The 18,411-nt window shown below is 69.4% G+C and carries 11 protein-coding genes and 1 pseudogene; 9 read left to right on the top strand and 3 right to left on the bottom strand.

Translation table 11 applies throughout. The features are described from left to right. The 6 genes from ABZ826_RS31675 to ABZ826_RS31650 all read left to right on the top strand — a co-directional run. Positions 1-5,465, top strand: a 5,465-nt coding sequence (locus tag ABZ826_RS31675; RefSeq protein WP_361455931.1) for an amino acid adenylation domain-containing protein, incomplete at its 5' end; no start/stop codon positions are given. Positions 5,466-5,515: 50 nt separating this feature from the next. Beyond that, the gene (locus ABZ826_RS31670; RefSeq protein ID WP_361455928.1) at positions 5,516-7,315 is read left to right on the top strand and encodes a carbamoyltransferase C-terminal domain-containing protein; all 1,800 of its coding nucleotides are present in this window, start codon (positions 5,516-5,518) and stop codon (positions 7,313-7,315) included. Then, the gene (locus ABZ826_RS31665; RefSeq protein WP_361455925.1) at positions 7,308-10,652 is read left to right on the top strand and encodes an amino acid adenylation domain-containing protein; all 3,345 of its coding nucleotides are present in this window, start codon (positions 7,308-7,310) and stop codon (positions 10,650-10,652) included. Before ABZ826_RS31670 ends, ABZ826_RS31665 begins: the two co-directional genes overlap by 8 nt. Next, the gene (locus ABZ826_RS31660) at positions 10,649-12,145 is read left to right on the top strand and encodes an amino acid adenylation domain-containing protein (RefSeq protein ID WP_361455922.1); all 1,497 of its coding nucleotides are present in this window, start codon (positions 10,649-10,651) and stop codon (positions 12,143-12,145) included. Before ABZ826_RS31665 ends, ABZ826_RS31660 begins: the two co-directional genes overlap by 4 nt. An 86-nt stretch (positions 12,146-12,231) precedes the next feature. Further along, positions 12,232-12,438 (top strand): MbtH family NRPS accessory protein, encoded by a 207-nt coding sequence (locus tag ABZ826_RS31655; RefSeq protein WP_093897039.1) that lies wholly within the window; start codon positions 12,232-12,234, stop codon positions 12,436-12,438. Positions 12,439-12,526: 88 nt separating this feature from the next. Then, on the top strand, positions 12,527-13,813 hold the full coding sequence (locus ABZ826_RS31650) for an MFS transporter (RefSeq protein ID WP_361455918.1): 1,287 nt from the start codon (positions 12,527-12,529) through the stop codon (positions 13,811-13,813). Positions 13,814-14,401: 588 nt separating this feature from the next. On the opposite strand, the gene ABZ826_RS31645 is transcribed toward ABZ826_RS31650, so the two are convergent. From ABZ826_RS31645 to ABZ826_RS31635, 3 genes and pseudogenes are all read right to left on the bottom strand, one after another. After that, positions 14,402-14,695, bottom strand: coding sequence for a group II intron maturase-specific domain-containing protein (locus ABZ826_RS31645; RefSeq protein ID WP_361455949.1), 294 nt, complete (start codon positions 14,693-14,695; stop codon positions 14,402-14,404). Between the two features lie 93 nt (positions 14,696-14,788). Beyond that, positions 14,789-15,313 (bottom strand): annotated as a pseudogene (locus tag ABZ826_RS31640) (reverse transcriptase domain-containing protein); the annotation flags it as partial. Between the two features lie 78 nt (positions 15,314-15,391). After that, positions 15,392-15,661, bottom strand: a complete 270-nt coding sequence (locus tag ABZ826_RS31635; RefSeq protein WP_361455915.1) for a hypothetical protein — start codon at positions 15,659-15,661, stop codon at positions 15,392-15,394. 814 nt (positions 15,662-16,475) lie between these two features. Between ABZ826_RS31635 and ABZ826_RS31630 the strand changes: the two genes are divergently transcribed. The 3 genes from ABZ826_RS31630 (at position 16,476) to ABZ826_RS31620 (ending at position 18,376) form a co-directional block, all read left to right on the top strand. Next, positions 16,476-16,715, top strand: a complete 240-nt coding sequence (locus ABZ826_RS31630) for a hypothetical protein (protein WP_361455912.1) — start codon at positions 16,476-16,478, stop codon at positions 16,713-16,715. A gap of 141 nt (positions 16,716-16,856) precedes the next feature. Further along, positions 16,857-17,288, top strand: coding sequence for an SH3 domain-containing protein (locus ABZ826_RS31625; RefSeq protein WP_361455909.1), 432 nt, complete (start codon positions 16,857-16,859; stop codon positions 17,286-17,288). 77 nt (positions 17,289-17,365) lie between these two features. Then, complete coding sequence (locus ABZ826_RS31620) at positions 17,366-18,376, top strand: teichoic acid biosynthesis protein C (protein WP_361455906.1); 1,011 nt, start codon at positions 17,366-17,368, stop codon at positions 18,374-18,376. Positions 18,377-18,411 lie beyond the last annotated feature (35 nt).

Raw genomic sequence — 18,411 nt, 5'->3', positions numbered from 1 at the left:
ACCACGCCTGCTACATCATCTTCACCTCCGGATCCACCGGACACCCCAAAGGCACCACCGTCACCCACGCCAACGTCACCCGCCTCTTCAACGCCGCCCAACAACGCCTCCCCTTCGGCCCCGACGACACCTGGACCCTCTTCCACAGCTACGCCTTCGACTTCTCCGTCTGGGAAATGTGGGGAGCCCTCACCACCGGCGGACGCCTCGTCGTCGTCCCCCACCTCACCAGCCGCGACGCAGACGCCTTCTACACCCTCGTCCACGACCAGGCCATCACCCTCCTCAGCCAAACACCATCAGCCTTCCGCCAATTCGAAGCAACCGACCACACCCACAACCACGACCTCGCCCTACGCGCCATCGTCTTCGGCGGCGAAACACTCGACACACCCTCCGTACGCCGCTGGACAAACCGCCACGGCCACACCACACCCCGCCTCATCAACATGTACGGCATCACCGAAACCACCGTCCACGTCACCACCAACGAAATCAACGAACACCAACTCAACAACAACACCAGAATCGGAACCGCCCTCCCGGACCTCCGACTCCATGTCCTCGACCCGTACGGAAACCCCACCCCCATCGGAGTGGTCGGGGAACTCCACGTCGGCGGCGCGGGCCTGGCACGTGGCTACACCGGTCAACCCGCACTCACCGCACAACGATTCGTACCGGATCACCTGACGCCGACCCCCGGTTCCCGCCTCTACCGCAGTGGCGACCTCGCCCGCCGGACACCCGCCGGCGACCTGGAATACCTCGGCCGCGCCGACGCCCAGGTCAAAATCCACGGATACCGCATCGAACTCGGAGAGATCGAGGATCAGTTGGCCCGGCTGGATGCGGTCCTCCAGGCCGTTGTCGTCGTCCGGGACGATCTTGAGGACCGTACGGATCTGGTCGCCTATCTCGTGCCGGAACCGGGCACCGACAGGCCTACCACCAGCGCACTCCGCGACGCGCTCGCCGACCACCTCCCCGACTACATGATCCCGAGGAACTTCGTCCTCCTCGATGCCCTCCCGCTCACCCCGCAAGGCAAGCTCAACCACCGGGCTTTGCCCGCTCCGACGACCGAACGCCCGGAACTCACAGCCGAGTTCATCGCCCCGCTGCCCGGGACAGAGGAACTGCTCGCAGCGATCTGGACCGACATCCTCGGCATCGACCGCATCGGCCGCCACGACAACTTCTTCGACCTCGGCGGCGACTCCATCCGCAGCATCCAGATACTCGGCCGAGCCCGCGACAACGGACTCGCCTTCCACCTCCAAGACCTCTTCCACCACCCCACACTCGCCGACCTCGCCACCACCACAACCACAACACAACCCACCACCACAACCACAACACAACCCACCACCACACCACCCACCACCCAACCCTTCTCCCTCCTCACACCCCACGACCGCAACCACCTCCCCCACCACCTCGACGACGCCTACCCCATGGCCGAACTCCAGATCGGCATGGTCTACGAAATGCAACGCGACCCCGACCGCAACCCCTATCTGAACGTCGAGAACCTTCCGGTCGCCGGTCCGTTCGACGCTCCGGTCTTCCGGCGGGCTGTCGCGCTGGTGGTGAAGCGGCATCCCGTTCTGCGTACGTCATTGGCGCTGACCGGGTACAGCAAGCCGCTCCAACTGGTGCACACCGACGCCGATGTGCAACTGACGGTGCTGGATCTGCGGGGACTCGGGGATGACGCGCAGCGCACGGCTCTGCGGGAGTGCGTCCGTACCGAGCGGGCGAAGGTGTTCGACGTCGGTGCGGCGCCGTTGTTCCGGATGACGGTCCATGTGCTGTCCGACGACGCCTTCCAGTGGACCGTCACCGACCACCACGCCATCCTCGACGGCTGGAGCCTCGCCTCCACCCTCGCCGAAATCATCCACACCTACCACACCCTCCTCGACGGCCACACCCCCACGCTCCCACCCCTGCGCTCCACCTACCGCGACTACATCGCAGCCGAACAAAACGCACTCACCAACCCCGCACACACCACCTACTGGCACAACCTCCTCACCGACCGCCCCGACACCCGCCTCCCGTGCGATTCGGCCGCGTTGTCCGACGAGCCGGGCTACCGCAACGTCACCACGCATCTGCCCCCGCGGCTCCTCGCCGCAGTGGAGCACGGTGCCGCGCAGGCCGGGGTTCCGCTCAAGGCAGTGCTGCTGGCCGCCCATCTGCGTGCGTTGAGCCTGGCGACGGGGAGCCCGGATGTCATCACCGGGCTGACGGCCAACGGGCGGCTGGAGGAGACCGACGGGGCCGAAGTGCGGGGGCTCTTCCTCAACACCGTGCCGTTCAGGCTCCGTCTGCCGGAAGGCAGTTGGGCCGATCTGGCGCGGGCCGTGTTCGACGCCGAGCGCGAGATGCTGCCGCACCGCAGGTATCCGATGGCCGCACTCCGGCGCGAGCTGGGTGGTGCACCGCTCTTCGAGGTCAACTTCACCTACAACAGCTTCCCGCAGTTCGGTGCGCTCGCCGAGGCAGGTGCGCTGGCCAAGGAGGGACCGGGCAGCGACGTCCCTGGCGTGGCTCCCACGAGCTTCCCGTTCAGCGTCACGCTCAGCCGGGAATCGGTACTCGGCGGAATGTGGATGGAGCTGGAGTACGACACCGCGGAGCTGTCGGCCGACCAGGTAACCCGGCTGCGCGACTACCACCTGCGGGCACTTGAGGCGGTGGCGGCGGACATCGGAGCAGACGCGTACGGGGCGCCATTGCTGAGCGAGGCCGAGCAGGCGCTGCTCGACATGCTCAACTACACGACGGACGCCAGGGCGGCCGGCAGGGTTCCGGTGCACGAGCTGCTGCGGCGGCAGGCCGCCCGTACCCCGGACGCGCTCGCGATCGAGGACGGCGGGACACGGATCAGCCTGGCCCGGCTGGACGCGGACAGCGACCGCCTCGCCCGGCGGCTGCGCCGGGACGGGGTGCGTCACGGCGATCTGGTCGGAATCTTCCTGCGGCCCGGATCGGCAGCGCTGACCACGTTCTGGGCGGTGTGGAAGGCGGGGGCCGCGTTCGTCCCGCTCGATCCCGGCCTGCCGGAACACCGCCTGCGCTCGATGCTGGATCAGGCCCGGCCCGTTGTGCTGATCACCGACGACCCGAAGGCCGCCCCGAGCGGTCACCCGCTGTTCGATCTGTCGTCCGTCACGCACGAGGCAGGGCAGGGGAAGACCGGTTCGCGGTCCGGGGAGGGCCCGGACAGTTCCGCGCTGCCGTCCGTGAGCGCCCGCGACCTGGCGTATGTGATGTTCACGTCCGGCACCACCGGCGGTCCCAAGGGCGTCATGATCGAGCACGGCAGCCTTGCCGCCTACGCGGTGGGAACACCGCTGGCGCGTACCCGTTCGTTGGGGACCGAGAGGCCGCTGCGGGTGGTGACCGGCACGTCGGCGTACATCTCCGACTTCCTGCTGGCGCAGGTTCTCCTGGTGCTCGACGGTCACACACTGTGCGTGCTGAACGAGGAGCAGCGGCGTGACCCCGGACATCTCGTTGCCCTCGCCCATGACCGTGAGCGGTCTGTGGACGTCATCGACACGACCACCGTCCAGCTTCAACTCCTGGTAGAGCAAGGGCTGTTGGATGCTCCGTGGCCGCCTCGGCTGCTCGTTTTCGGAGGCGAGGCGTGCCCGCCCGACCTGTGGGCGGCGCTGGGCGTACGCTCCGGGGTGCAGGTGTTCAACAGTTACGGGCCTGCGGAGGCGACGGTCGAAGCGACCGTCTCACGGGTGACAGGCGACGGCGGGCCCGTCATCGGCCGGCCCTGCGCCAACACCCGGATCCATCTCCTGGACGCCGCAGGGCGCGAAGTGCCGCCCGGCACCGCGGGTGAGATCTGCGTCGGCGGCGCCGGGGTGGGCCGGGGCTATCTCGGCCGGCCCGGGGCCACGGCCGAGCGTTTCGTGCCGGACCCCTGGGGCCCGGCGGGCAGTCGTCTCTACCGCACAGGTGATGTCGGCCGTCTCACCGACTCCGGCGATCTTGAGTTCCTGGGGCGAGTGGATCACCAGCTGAAGGTGCTCGGCGAGCGCGTCGAGCCGGAGGAGGTCGAGGCGGTGCTGCGCGCCCATCCGGGCGTGGCCGGCGCGATCGTCGGCCGCCATCCGGACCACGAGGGGCTGCTGGCGAACGTCGTACCGGCCCAGGGCGGCGCCCCGGACCAGCGGGAACTGCGACGGCATGCCGCCTCGCTGCTGTCGTCGGCAGCGGTTCCGGTGCACTTCGTCGTGGTCGACGCGTTGCCGCTCACCCCGGCCGGAAAGCTGGACCGTGGCGCCCTGCTGACCGCCGGCCCCGGCTCTGGTCCCGAAGGAATCGGGACGTCTGAAGGAATCGGAGGTCCGGGCGAACCCGGCCGTGGCGCGACGGAGTCGGCGTTCTCCCGGACGGAGCGGCGCGTCGCCGAGGTGTGGCACAAGCTCCTCGGCCTTCGTGCCGACCGACAGGACGACTTCTTCTCGATCGGCGGTCACAGTCTGCTGGCCGTACGGCTCGCGGGTGAGCTGGGCGCCGCGTTCGGCACCACGGTTCCCCTGCCGCAGCTGTACAGCACTCCCACGCTGGCGGGTCAGGCGGCGTATCTCGACGACGCGCGGCACGAGCGTGAGGGCAGGGGCCGAAGCGGCGGCCCGCGCAGCGTCATCGGCCTCGGCGGCTCTCCCGGGCTCCAGCCACTGGTGCTGGTGCATCCGCTCGGCGGCACGCTCTTCTGTTACCGGGATCTGACGGCCCGGATCTCGGGGTCCTTCGAGGTCCTCGGGGTCCAGGGGGACCTGATGGGCGGCGGGGACACGGCGGACTTCGCCTCGCTGGCGTCGGGCTACGCCCGCGAACTGGCGCCCCTGCTCCGGGGGCGGCGGCCCGTGATCGCGGGCTGGTCGGCGGGCGGTGTGCTGGCGCACGAGGTCGCGTCACGGCTGGCGGACCGGGGCATCGTGGCCGATCGTGTCGTCGTCATCGACGCCGCTCCCCGACAGGGGCCGGACACGGCGGCGGACGCGGCGGCGCTGGGGCGGCTGCGTATTGATGTGGCACGGCTGGGACCGCGCCGGCTCCTGGCGGAGCACGCCATCGACGACGTGCTGCGGCTGCTCGGCGTGGACGCGGAGGCGCTGGCCGAGCTGAACGGGCCCGTCACCGCGTCACTCATGGAGTTCTGGCAGGGGATGCTGTCCGGCCTGGCCGGACACCGGCCCTCCCCCTACCCGGGCCCCGTGCACCTCGTGGTGTCCCGCCGGAGTGAGGAGACGGCCGTCCGCGCCCAGATCACCGGGTGGGAGCGGTGCGCCGGGACGCTGCGTGTCTCGTACGCCGACGGCGATCATTACCAGCTCATGCGGGAGCCCTGGATCGGGGACGTGGCCGAGGTGTTCGCCGGCCCGGACGATCCGACAGATCAGACCGACGGGGGCGTGTCCGGCCGGTCCTGATCCGCCGTGCACATCCGAATCCGGCTGGACCCTTTCGAAAGGAACTCGACGTGCTGGTGCTCGGTGTCAGCGGACTCGACCGATCGTTGTCCGTCAAGAAGAACATGCTGCCCGGTCTGGACCGGCGGGAACAGCGTGTGGTGCAGGGCCTCGACTCGGCCGCGGCCCTGGTCGGGGAGCAGGGCGTGATCGCCGCCTCGGCGCAGGAGCGGCACGACGGGGTGAAGGGCACGGGGGCCTTCCCCGTCGACGCGGTCGAGGCGTGCCTGAGAATGGCCGGAGTGACCCTGGACGACGTCGATTTCGTCGCGCACGGCTTCCGGTACGAGCCGTCCGTCGCGTTCGAGCTCGACGAGTTCGCCCGGCGCTGGTACCGCGAGGTGTACAGCGAGGACGTGCAGTACGAGGTGTTGCGCGCGCACTATCCGGACCAGGACTGGGAGCGCAAGTTCGTCCGGGTGGGCCACCATGTCGCACACGCCGCCAGCAGCTACTACCTGAGCGGGTTCCCCGACGCGACGGTTCTGGTGGCCGACGGTATGGGCGAGGCCGAGTCCACGTCGGTGCTGCGGGGCAGCGGTGACGCACTGCACGGTGTGCGCAGCTACTCCATATCCGCGTCACTGGGCATCCTCTACAGCGTCGTCACCCAGTACCTGGGGTTCCTGCCGGGAATGGACGAGTACAAGGTGATGGGCCTGGCGCCCTACGGGGACGCGAGCCGGTACGCGAATGTGGCTGACGAGCTGGTGCGCAGGGCTTCGGGCGGACGGCTGCTGGTCCCCGTCCTGGCGCACGACAAGTCACCGACGGAGCGCGAGACGCACCGGGGGGCCATCCGACGGCTGGAGGAGCTGTTCGGTCCGGCCCTGCATCCGGAGGCAGCGCTCGACCAGCGGCACATGGATGTCGCGGCGACCGTCCAGCGCAAGCTGGAGGAGAGCCTCCTGTATGTCTTGCGCGAGACGGCGGACAGCGCGGGCGGCTCCCGCAATCTGTGCATGGCGGGTGGTGTCGCGCTGAACTGCACGGCCAACGGGGTGATCGCCCGCAGCGGTCTGTTCGACCGGGTGTTCGTGCAGCCGGCGTCGGGGGACGACGGTACGGCCCTCGGCGCGGCTCTGTGGCAGCTCCAGCAGCGCGTACCGGCGCCGCCGGCCCCGATGACGATGCCTTACTGGGGCGAGGAGTTCGACGACGCGGACATCGAGGCGCAGTTGCGTGGGCTGGGCGCCGGATTCACCGTACGGAAGCTGGCCGAGGACGAACTGCTGGCCGAGGTGTCGTCGCTGATCGGCGCGGGGAAGGTCGTCTCCTGGTTCCAGGGGCGGATGGAGTTCGGCCCGCGTGCGCTGGGCAACCGGAGTATCCTCGCGGACCCGGCATCGCCCGGCATGCGTGCCCATCTGAACACCGTCGTGAAGCAGCGTGAGGAGTTCCGGCCGTTCGCGCCGGCCGTCCTGGCGGAGGAGGCCACCACCTACTTCGAGATCGAACCCGGTCAGGAGTCGATGTACCGTCACATGCTGTTCGTGGCACAGGTGCGGCCCGAGTACCGTGACAAGCTGCCGTCGATCACGCACGTAGACGGCTCGGCCCGGGTGCAGACCGTCGACCGGGAGAGCGCGCCGAGGTTCTGGCGCCTGATCCGCCGGGTCGGTGACGACCGGGGCATCCCGATGGTGGTCAACACCTCGTTCAATCTGCGCGGCCAGCCGATCGTGCGGACGCCGGACGTCGCGGTCGCCACGTACGCCCGCTCGACGCTGGACGCGCTGGCGATCGGCGACTGGCTGGTGACCCGCGACCAGCCGTCGGCCGCCGGGACCGCAGGTGCGACCGATGAGTGAGCGGCCCGCCCCCGCAGGAGCACGTTCCGCGGCGGAGCTCCGTGAGGCCGTCGCCGCGATCTGGCGCAACGCCCTCGGCCTGGACGACGTCCGCGACGACTGCAACTTCTTCGACGAGGGCGGCGACTCCGTCCTCTCCGTGGAGGTGGCGATCTCGCTGCGCGAACTCATGGGCCAGGAGCTCGAACTGGACATCCTCTACGAGTACCCGGAGTTCGGCGCGCTGTCGGCGGTGTTGAGCGGAGGCCCCGATGAGGGAGCGCCGGAGACGAGGGAGCTGACCGCCGCCGAGGAACGGCTGTGGACCGCCGAACAGCTCCACCCGGGAAGCGCCGTCTACCATCTCGCCGTCCGTTACCGCTTTCCCGGCGGTCTCGACGTCATCAGGCTGCGCGCCGCGCTCGACACGCTGGCGGCCCGGCACGAGGCACTGCGGCGCGGATTCGTGAAGCCCGCGCTCTCACTGACCGCGCAGAAGGCCTCCGTGGCCTGCCGGTGGGTGGACGCGCGGGGCGTGTCGGACAAGAGTGTGCGCGAACTCGTCGACACCGAGGTGCGCACACCGTTCGACCTCGGCCGGCCTCCGCTGTTGCGCGCACTCGTCGTGGACCGCGGCGACGCGGGCGCTGAACTGGTCCTGACCGTGCACCACTTGGTGTGCGACGGGGTCTCGCTGGACCTCCTCGAAACACAGCTCCAGCACCTCTACGAGGACGGCTCGGGCTCAGAGGGCACGGATTGGGAGCGGGAATCCGCCGGCCGGCAGGCCGTGTCCGTACGACCCCGGGATGCCGGGGCGGCGCTGGACCACTGGCGGACGATGCTCGCCGGCTGCCCGGGGGCGTTGTCCCTGCCGCACGATCTGGCCCGTCCTGCGCGGCCCGGTGTCGGAGGCGCCGCCCATCGCATCCTGCTCACGGACGAGCAGGTGTCGACGATCCTGTCGTCGGCCGAGGAGGAACGGCTCAGCCCGTTCATGGCGTGGGTGGCCGCCTATGTGACCGGCCTGATCGCGGTGACGGGCGACCGGGACCTGGTGCTCGCCGTGCCGGCCTCGTCGCGGGGTCCCGCCCAGGCGGGCGAGGTCGGCATGTTCGTCGATACGCTCCCGCTGCGGTTCACCGTCCGGCCGGAGGCCACGGCCCGTGACGTGGTGCGGTTGGTGCGTCGTGTGGTGACCGGTGCCCTGGCCCATCAGCAGGTGCCGTTCCAGACGCTCGTCGAGGAGGTACGGTCCGGCACCGACCGTTCGCGGGCCCCGCTGGCTCAGACCGCCCTCACCTACATGGACACCACACGGTGCGGGCTGCGGTGGGACGGTCACAGCGCCGAGCGTGAGCAGATCGGCACGGGCACCGCGAAGTACGAGGTGCTGTGGCTGGTCACGCGGACCGGTCGCGGAACGGTCTGCGAACTGGAGTACTCCACAGACCTGTTCACCGACGAGGCGGCGGCCGCCCTGCACCGACGCATGGTGACGGCCGTCGGCGAGGCCTTCGCGCAGCCGGACACGCCTCTGCCGGAGTACGGTACGGACGCGCTCGACGTGTTCGTACCGATCCACGAAAGGGTGCACCGCCGGGCCGTGGAGCATCCCGGCGCGGTGGCGGTGCGAGACGGGCGGACGACGCTGACGTACGGGGAGCTGGACCGGCGGGCGAGCGTTGTGGCCGCGGGGCTCCGGACGGCCGGGATCGGCCGCGGCGCGGTGGTGGCCGTGCCCATGGAGCGTGGCATCGCGTCGGTCACCACATGCCTCGGGATCCTGTACGCGGGCGCCGCCTACCTGCCGGTGGACATCGCTCAGCCGGCCGAGCGCACCCGGCACATCGTGCGTACCGCGGCAACGGCGGCCGTCGTCACGGACGACGCGACGGCCGAACTGCTCGCGGAGATGGTGCCCGCCCACCTGTTGGAGAAGCTGCTCGTCACCGACGAGGCCCCGGTGGCCCCGGCGGCGGTGACCGGCGCCGATGTCGCCTACGTGATCTGCACCTCGGGCTCGACGGGCCGTCCCAAGGCGGTGGTGGTGCCGCACCGTGCCGTCGTACGGCTCGTGCCGGACGCGGACTTCGTGACGTTCGGCCCCGCCGACCGGGTCGCCCATGTCTCCAATCCCGCCTTCGACGCGGCGACGCTGGAGATCTGGGGAGCGCTGGCCGGTGGCGGCACGCTCGTCGTCGCAGACCGGGACATCCTGCTGTCACCGCAGCGGATGCGTTCCTTCCTCGCCGACGAGCGCATCTCCGTCATGTTCCTCACCGTGACCCTCCTCAACCAGATGGTGGACTTCGCACCGGACGCCTTCCGGGATCTTCGGGTGCTGCTCTTCGGCGGCGAGAAGCACGATGCACGCAGGCTGGGGAAGCTGTTCGCGGCCGCCCCACCCGCCGCTGTGGTGAACGGCTACGGCCCCACCGAGAACACCACATTCAGCACCACCCACGAGGTGACCGCCGAGGACCTCGCCGAGGGCGTGGTCCCCCTCGGCCGCCCGCTCCCGCGCAGCACGGCGTACGTCCTCGACGCATCCGGGCACCGGGTCAAAACCGGCGGGACCGGGGAACTGCACGTGGGCGGCGAGGGGCTCGCCCACGGCTATCTCGACGCCCCGGCGCAGACCGCCGCGGCCTTCGTCCCCGACCCGTTCGCCGGGCGTCCCGGGCAGCGGCTCTACCGCACGGGCGACCAGGTACGGGTCCTGCCCGGTGAGCGGTACGAGTACGTGGGGCGGCTCGACGACCAGGTGAAGGTGCGTGGTCATCGCGTCGAACTCGCCGAGATCGAGGCGGCGGTACGGAGGCAGAACGGGGTGGCCGACGCCGTCGTGCACGCACGTCCGACGGACGACGGCATCGAGATCATCGCCTTCGTGGCACCGGAGACCGCCGGGGACGGACCGCAGGCAGCCCTGGACGTCACCGTGCTCGGGGGCGCACTGCGCAGCGAACTGCCGCAGTACATGCTGCCGACGGTGATCGTCGTCGACCGCGTCCCCGTCACCGCCAATGGAAAAGCCGACCGCGAGGCACTCCTGTCGACGTCGGCCGCGGCCGGTGGTTGTGCTCCGGCGGAGTCCGCCGATCCGTCTCAGGACGGCGACCCGGTCGACGGCACGGTCACCGCGCTCTGGCAGGAGGTGCTCGGCACCGGGAGCGTCCGGCCGGAGGACAACTTCCTGAACGCGGGCGGACATTCCATCAAGGCCATGCGGCTGCTGGCTCTCCTCGGCGAGGAGCTGGACGTCACGATCGATCTGGTCGACTTCTTCGAGAATCCCACCTTGGGCGGGCTCACCACCCTCGTACGGCAGGAACTGACGGGAGGTGGGCTGTGAGCCCCGCTCCTTCTCTGGGCCGCATCCTGCACTGGGCGCAGGTCCAGCCGGACGCCGTGGCGATCGTCGACGAGAGCGGCGAACTGAGCTACGCGGCACTGGAGTCCGCCGCCCGCGCCCGCGCGGCCAGGCTGTCGGCCGATGGGGTACGCCCCGGCACGCGGGTCGCCGTCGAGTGCGGGTACGGCACCGACTACGTGGTCGCCCTGCTGGCGACCTGGCTGCTGGACGCGGTGGCGGTGCCGCTCGATCCGGCCGCGCCGGCCGAGCGCCGCCGCCACCAGGTCCGACAGGCGGGCTGCGAGGCGGCCGTTCCCTTTCCGTACGCCGACGGCATCGTCCACGCCGCCGTCGCCGACGTGGTCTCCGCGCGGGCGACCGGGACCGCCGGCCCGCCGGACGTGGGCGAGCCTGCCGCGTACATCCTGTTCACCTCGGGCTCGACCGGGCTCCCGAAGGGAGTGGAGATCGAGCACACCGGGCTGCTCACCATGCTGGACCACTTCTCCGAGTCCATGGGGCTGGGGCCGGGCGACCGGATGCTCGCGCACAGCAGCATCGTCTTCGACATGTCGGTGCCGGAGATGCTGGTGCCGCTGACGAGCGGCGGCACGATCTCCGTCGCTCCGTCACGGTGTGCGCGCAACCCGGAGTTCTTCGCGAAATGGCTGCTCACCCAGGCACCCGGCGCCGCGTACGCCACACCCAGTCAGCTGCGGCTACTGCTTCCCTTCCTGGCCGGTGAGCGGACCTTCACCCAACTGGTCAGCGCCGGGGAGGCGCTGCCCGCCGCGCTGGCCGAGGAGTTGGACGGGGTCGTCGGTACCCTGTGGAACGGGTACGGCCCCACCGAGACGACCGTCTGCGGCCTGTGCACCGAGGTCCGTCCCCCCTACCGGGACCCGCTGCCGATAGGCGTACCGATCACCGGCCTGCGCGCCCAGGTGCTGGACGGGTCGCGGCAGCCCGTGCCCGAAGGTGAGGTCGGTGAACTCTGCCTCTACGGGGTCGGCGTGGCGCGCGGCTACGTCGGTGAGCCCGGTCTCACCGCCCGGTCCTTCACCACCGGCCCCGACGGCTCCCGTGCCTATCTGACCGGTGACATGGTGCGGATCGGTGCCGACGGGCAGTACGTCTTCCACGGCCGGATCGACGACCAGGTGAAGATCCGGGGACACCGGGTCGAGCTGGGCGAGATCGAGTCGGCCGCCGAGCGCACCCCAGGCGTCTCGCAGGCCGTCGCCCTGCTCACCGAAGCGCTGCGTGGGCGGGCCGAGTTGCATCTCGCCGTGGTGTACCGGGCCGGGGAGGGCGAACCCGTCGACCAGGGGGCCGCCGAGGCCGCGCTGCGCGAACGTCTGCGGCGGGACCTGCCGGTCCACATGCGACCGGGACGCCTGTTGTTCTTCGACGAACTGCCGCGCAACGCCTCGGGGAAGACCGACCGCAACGGGGTGCGGCGGATCGTCGAGGAGCGCCTGAGACGACCCTGAACAAGGCACAGCACACCGTCACCGGTCGTGCGCCCGAACAGATCCTTCCAGTCGATTCAACCGTCAGTCAGAAAGGCAGCAATCTCATGAGCGAGCAGACGACCGGCACCCGGTACAGCGTGGTCCACAACGACGAGGAGCAGTACAGCCTGTGGGCCGAGGGGCGGCCGCTCCCGGCCGGCTGGCACCGCACGGACTTCAGCGGCGGGCGCGAGGAGTGCCTGGCCCACATCGACGCGGTCTGGACGGACATGCGTCCCAGGAGCCTGCGGGTGGCCATGGGCGAGAACTGACAGCTCACCGACCGAGGGCCAGGGAGGGAACCCGTCGTCGTACGGGTGCCTTCCTCGGTCGTATCCCAGCCAGCAGTGGAGGTCAGCCGTGTGGGCGCTTCTTCGCCGCAATGCGCAGTTCCGTCGGATGTTCGCCGGCGAGGCGGTCTCCAGCTTCGGGGACAGCGCCATGTTTCTGTCACTCGCCATCTGGGCGAAGGACCTCACCGGCTCGAACGCCGCCGCCGGTCTGGTCATGCTGGCACTCACCGTGCCGGGCCTGTCGGCGCCCTTGCTGGGGCACCTCGTGGACCGGGTGCATCGCAAACCGCTGCTGGTCAGGATGTACGGCGGCATGGCGGTTCTCGTGCTGTCCCTGCTGGCCGTCCGGGGCTCCGGCCAGTTGTGGATCATCTATGTGGTCGCCCTCGCCTACGGGGTGCTGGTCTCCACACCCGCCCGTCAGGCGCTGCTGAAGGACCTGCTGCCGTCGTCCGACGCCGTCCAGGCCAGGTCGCTCCTCATCGCCACCAGGGAAGGCGTGCGCATCGCCTCCCCGGTGGCCGGAGCCGGGGTGTACGTGGCCTTCGGCGGTGCCGCGCTGGCCGTGTTGGGGGCGCTCACACTGAGCGCGGCCGCGCTGCTGATCGGTTCGGTCCAGGTGGTCGAGTCGGAACCGGATCCCGTCGAGGAGTCCTTCGGCACCTCCCTCGCCGCCGGCCTGCGCTACCTGCGCGGCACACCGCTGCTGTTCCGGTTGACGCTGGCGATGGTCGTCTTCCTCGGCGGCATCGGCATGCTGGAGACCGCGGCCTTCGCCGCCGTCGATCACGGCCTGGGCCGCCCGGCGGCGTTCATCGGGGTCATGGCGTCGATCCAGGGCGCCGGTTCCGCGCTCGGCGGTCTGATCTCCGGAACGGTGGTACGGCGGCTGGGGGACGTCGGTACCAGCTGCGTCGGTTACGGACTCGTCGCGGTGGGGCTGCTGCTGTGCGTCTCCCGCGATGTGGCGCTCTTCCTCGTCGGGACGACACTCATCGGTGCGGGTCTGCCGTTCGTGGCCGTGGTACTGGGCGCGGCGGTGCACCTGTACGCACCGGCCCGCATGCAGGGCCGCGTCAACGCCACGGTCAACACCGCGAAGGACGGGGCGCAGACCCTGTCGCTCACGGCGGGCGCTGCACTGATCGGGGTGCTGGACTACCGGGTCATGTACCTGGTGATGACAGTGACCACGGTGGCGTGCGCGGTCAGTCTGCTGGTCCGCTCGATTCCCGCTCCGGAGGTGGTGCCGTCGGTGGCGGACGCCCCGGCCGACGAGGGGACCGCACCGGGCGCGGCCCCAGCGCGCGAGCAGGACAGCGGCGCACCCGCGGGCGAGCCGCGGGTAGGGTGAGCCCCGGTGGGATGAGCCCCGGTGGGGGCCCGCCACAACGAGCCGCGCCGAGCGCAGTGCGGAAGGGCTCTACGACGAAGGGCGTACGGGACGGAGCTTGTGCCCCGGACGCCCGCGGGGTCCTGAAACACTCGACGAAGGGTGCGCCATGAAGCTCGCAGTCCTGGGGGACGCGGGCTGATCGGCCTCGCCGGCGGAGCGACCGGCCACCGCTTGCCGTAGAGCAGGACCCATTCCCGTCAGCGTCGACATGCCGCTCGACCGACTTGAGCATCGGCTCATGGTCCACGCTGCCGAAGAATGCCAGGATGTCGAGATCGACCGCCCAGTCACTCCGCCCACAGCGCTGCCGGCACCGCTCCACCGCGTCCAACGCCGACGCCTGGACCGGTAGCCGTAGGAGTCCGGATGGACCACAGGCTCCACCCGACGCTCCAGACACATCGCGGCCACTGTCTGAGCGATCCGGTCGTCCACGGACCGAGCACCGGAGCAACCTGCGGTCGAGTAGCCGGGGGGAATTTCACCCCCTGGCCCTCACAGATCCCGGCGTGACAGTCTCCCGTCACCGGGCTCTTGTCATCCTGGTCACCAGAACGTGGGAACCCATGCCCAGTGGGCGAATAGCCTGGGGTACTGACGCGTGATACGCCGCCAGCACGCATGGGCCTTTTTGAAGGTCCGCAGCCGCTTGAACTTCTTTCGGATCCAGCGCATCAAGTAGGCGTTGATGCGCTCCAGGAGGGGAAGCAGAGCTGTCCGGTAGAACGCACCGAAGTACTGCATCCAGCCCCGAACGATTGGATTGATCGCCCGTGCGAGCTCGGCGAAGGTCCGGCCGATCTGTCGGTGAAGCCGCCATTGCCGCACTTCACCGCTGATCTTCTTCGAGGCTTCCTTGCTGATCGCCGGCAGGAACGAGGTGAACCTCTCCCCGTTCCTGTCGATGGCCTTGCGGGCCCGGAAAGTGAACCCCAGGAAGGTGAACTCCGTCTGCCCGTAAGGCCGTCGGCGCTTTTTACCATCCCGGCAGTACACGATCTTGGTTTTGTCGGGATGCAGCCGCAGCCCGACTTCCCGCATCCTGTTCGCGATTGCCTCCCGCAGTTTCCGGGCCTGGCTCTCGCTGACGCAGTGCACAACACCGTCGTCTGCGTACCGTTCGAACGGTACGCCCGGATACTCCCGGGCCATCCACATGTCGAACGCATAATGCATGAACAGATTAGCCAGCACAGGCGAAATCGCAGAACCCTGCGGGGTCCCACGATCACGCCGCTGCAAGGTCCCGTTGGGCAGTTGCAACGGCGCCTCAAGCCACCGCCGCACATACAGCACTACCCAGGGGAGATCGGTGTGGGCCTGGACCGCCTTGACAACGAGGTTCCATGGCACGCTGTCGAAGAATTTCTGGATGTCCAGATCAGTCACCCAGTCGTACTTCCAGCAGCGTTTTCGGCATACCGCGACCGCATCCAACGCGGACCGCCCAGGACGGTAACCATATAGGAGTCGTGATGGAAGATCGGCTCGACCCTCTCCTCAAGACGCCGGGCTACCACAGTCTGGGCAATTCGGTCAGCTACTGTGGGCACCCCGAGCAAACGAACCCCGCCGCCATGCGATTTCGGTATCTCCACACCTTTTACCGGAGGGGGAAAGTAGCTCCCCCGAGGATAGACGGTTCCAGATCCGATAAAGATTATTCTTCAGATCCTTCTCGAAGTCCTCGATGGAACGCCCGTCCACCCCTGGCGCACCCTTGTTGGCCTTGACCTTCTCGTACGCCTCCTGAACCTCCCATTTCGAGATCTCAAACGGCTTGCCTGATGATTTCAACTGATCCACCCAGCTCCTCCCGGAGAAATTCCGGTTGACCGAACGAACAAACAGTCACGGATGACCCGGCCCCTTCGCTCCCCCTTCATTACAAAGGGTTCATCACTACTACGAGCCGGTCCGCCAGCAAGCCCCGCATCGGTACTCAGGCCCTCACGGTTCCTCCGCTTGGGCCGCTCCCTTTCACCACCCGTATCAGTCAAGCGGCATTGTCGAGGCTTGCCTTCTCACGTTCCATACGAAAGCCGCAGATCAGGCTCACGTCGCCTCCGTGCCGGACACCGCCTGGCCAGTAAACGGGACCCCCGCCAGACTTATCCCGGAGCAACCACAAATCTCCGGTTCTGATGTCACCTGTTTTCTAACGACACTTCAGCAGCGATTCACTTGCGTTCGTCTTCCTGATCCCCACCTGACGGCTCTACCGCCGCCTTTTCCACATCGCTCACCACGACGGTCATCAACCAACGCAGCATGTGGCGGTTTGGCGCCGTCCCCCGCAGGGCGGCACGGAGGGGCCAAATCCCTCATCTCTCGCACAGCACCGCATCGTGAAGCTCTCCCTACCTGAACTCCCCTCTGCGTTCGTGACACACGCGGTTTGAGACCTCCCCCTGCGTCGGCGGTCCCGGAGCGCCTGCCTCCATCACCGGTGCAGCATGCGGGCGTGCCGCGTGTGTTCGACGCATCGGGTCGCCCAGCAGTGGCCGAACAGCACGTGTGGCCCGCCCACATCACCGTCGCTGGATGAAGCGCACGCCGGGCCGCCGGAACCACCTGCATCGCTGGCTACCTGGGCAGGCACGGCGTCAGCAAGCAGACCGTGGCGCAGGCCCTGGCGGACGCCGCCGTGAACTCCGCACAGGCCCACCGCGTCGCGCCTCTGGGCGAACGACGCACCGCCGAACTCATCCGCGAACTCGCCGACGAGCTGGCGGCTGGCAGGGCCCGCCTCAAGGCACTGGCAGACGGGATCGAACAGCTGGCCACCACCGACTCTGACGGGGCCCTCATCCGCCGCCTGACGGGAAGTGTGGCTGGTCTCCCGGGCGACGGCGGCTGAGACGCAACCGTCCCCTCGGGTGGGACGTCCCGCTTTCTCCCGGAAACGCGTGGGACGGAATCTTCGTCCGACGGCCAGGAAACGCTGAGCGACACAGGGTCTCACTCAGCCGATCCTGCAGACACCCTCATAGGAGAGTCCATGAACCGCACGATCCAGCGCAGCGTCGTGGCCGCGATTGCGGCGATCGCGATGGTGCCCGCCGCAGTCGCTTCCGCCGACACCGCCGCCGCACAGCAGCGGCACACGGCGCCTCACCAGCAGATGCCCCACCGACGCACGGCCCCGCCCCAGCTGTGGGCGCCCAGCCACTCCACGCCCCGGCCCGCTACCTGCACCGGCTACGTCCAGGGCCGCGTGGTAACCCGCCAAATGCCGCTCAGGATCCGCTCGGGCCCGGGCACGGGCTACCAGGTCATCGGCTCGCTGCGTCCCGCCAGCACGGTCCACATCCCCTGCAAGAAGTACGGGCGCAACGTCCGCGGCAACCACCGCTGGTACAAGCTCTCCCACAGCAAGGGCTACGTCTCCGCCCGCTACGTCCGCAACGTGAGCGCCATCCCCTGGTGCTGAGCCGCTGTGCCCGCCCGTCCCGCTCACGGGGCGGGCGGGCCCGTTCCACGAAGCTCACGAGCAAGCAAGGAGACCCCATGTCCCTTTCCCTTCCATCCAGTCCGGGCCGCAGAGCCGTCCTCGGCTTTGGAGCTGCGGTCGCACTGGCCGCCGCATTCCCCGCCGGCAGGGCAGAAGCCCAGCCGAAGGCTCAGCCGGCCGGCCTGGCGCCGGCGGGCAAGCCGTGGCTCCAGGGTGTACGGCTGCACCACTCCACAGTGCTGCAGTCCTTCGCCTTCGACGAGCGGCACGGCCACATGTACGCGCTCCAGGTCATGGCGGGCGGCGTCCGGCTGCCGGGCGAGCCGCGCGCGTACACCCGTGCCGAGCGCGCGGCCCGTGGCGACCTGTGTCTGAACCGGTTCACCATGGGCGGCGCGCTCACCGGCGATATGTACCTGCTGGGCTTCGGCCACGGCAGCGCCCTCGGCGTGGAGGACACCGCCCGCCGTGCCGGCGCTCTGTGGACGGAGTGGGACGCGCAGCCGGCCTCCGGCTACGGCCGCGGCATCTGCCGCTTCACCTTCACCGCGGGCCGGGTGCTGACCCGCGCCAGCCGCAGGATTGCCACGCATCGCCCGCTCCCCGGCTCCACGAACAACCAGGTGGCCCTCGACCCGGCGCACAACCGGCTGCTGCTGCGGTACAAGGTGGGCGGCACACCGCGCTACGGGGTGTACGGGCTCAAACAGTTCGCGACCGGGGACTTCCGGCCGGTCACCGGCTTCGCTCAGCCCGGCGCCGAACTGGGGCTCCCCTTCCAGGGCATGGCGCTGTACGGCCCGTACGCCTACCAGCTGCTCGGCCACGGATACGGCGCTGACAACCCCGCCGGCTCGGCCGGCGACGTCCGTCTGTTCCGTATCGACGTGCGTACTGGCCGCGTGATGCAGCAGGTGCTGGACCACACTGCGAGGGGGCTCTACCCGCGCGAGCCGGAGGGCCTGGCTGTGCTGCGCCGGGGCGGGCCCTGGCTGTGCCTTGGCTTCACCCAGGGCCCGCCCTCGGACCGCACCTTCTCTCTGTACTACAAGCCGATCGCCCGATGACTCCGGCCGTACGTGTGGCCGCCCCGACCCCAGGG

Source organism: Streptomyces sp. NPDC047515 (assembly GCF_040643055.1).
GTDB lineage: Bacteria > Actinomycetota > Actinomycetes > Streptomycetales > Streptomycetaceae > Streptomyces.
The sequence above is the reverse complement of the archived record's forward strand: the minus strand, read 5'-3'. Positions and strand labels throughout refer to the sequence as shown.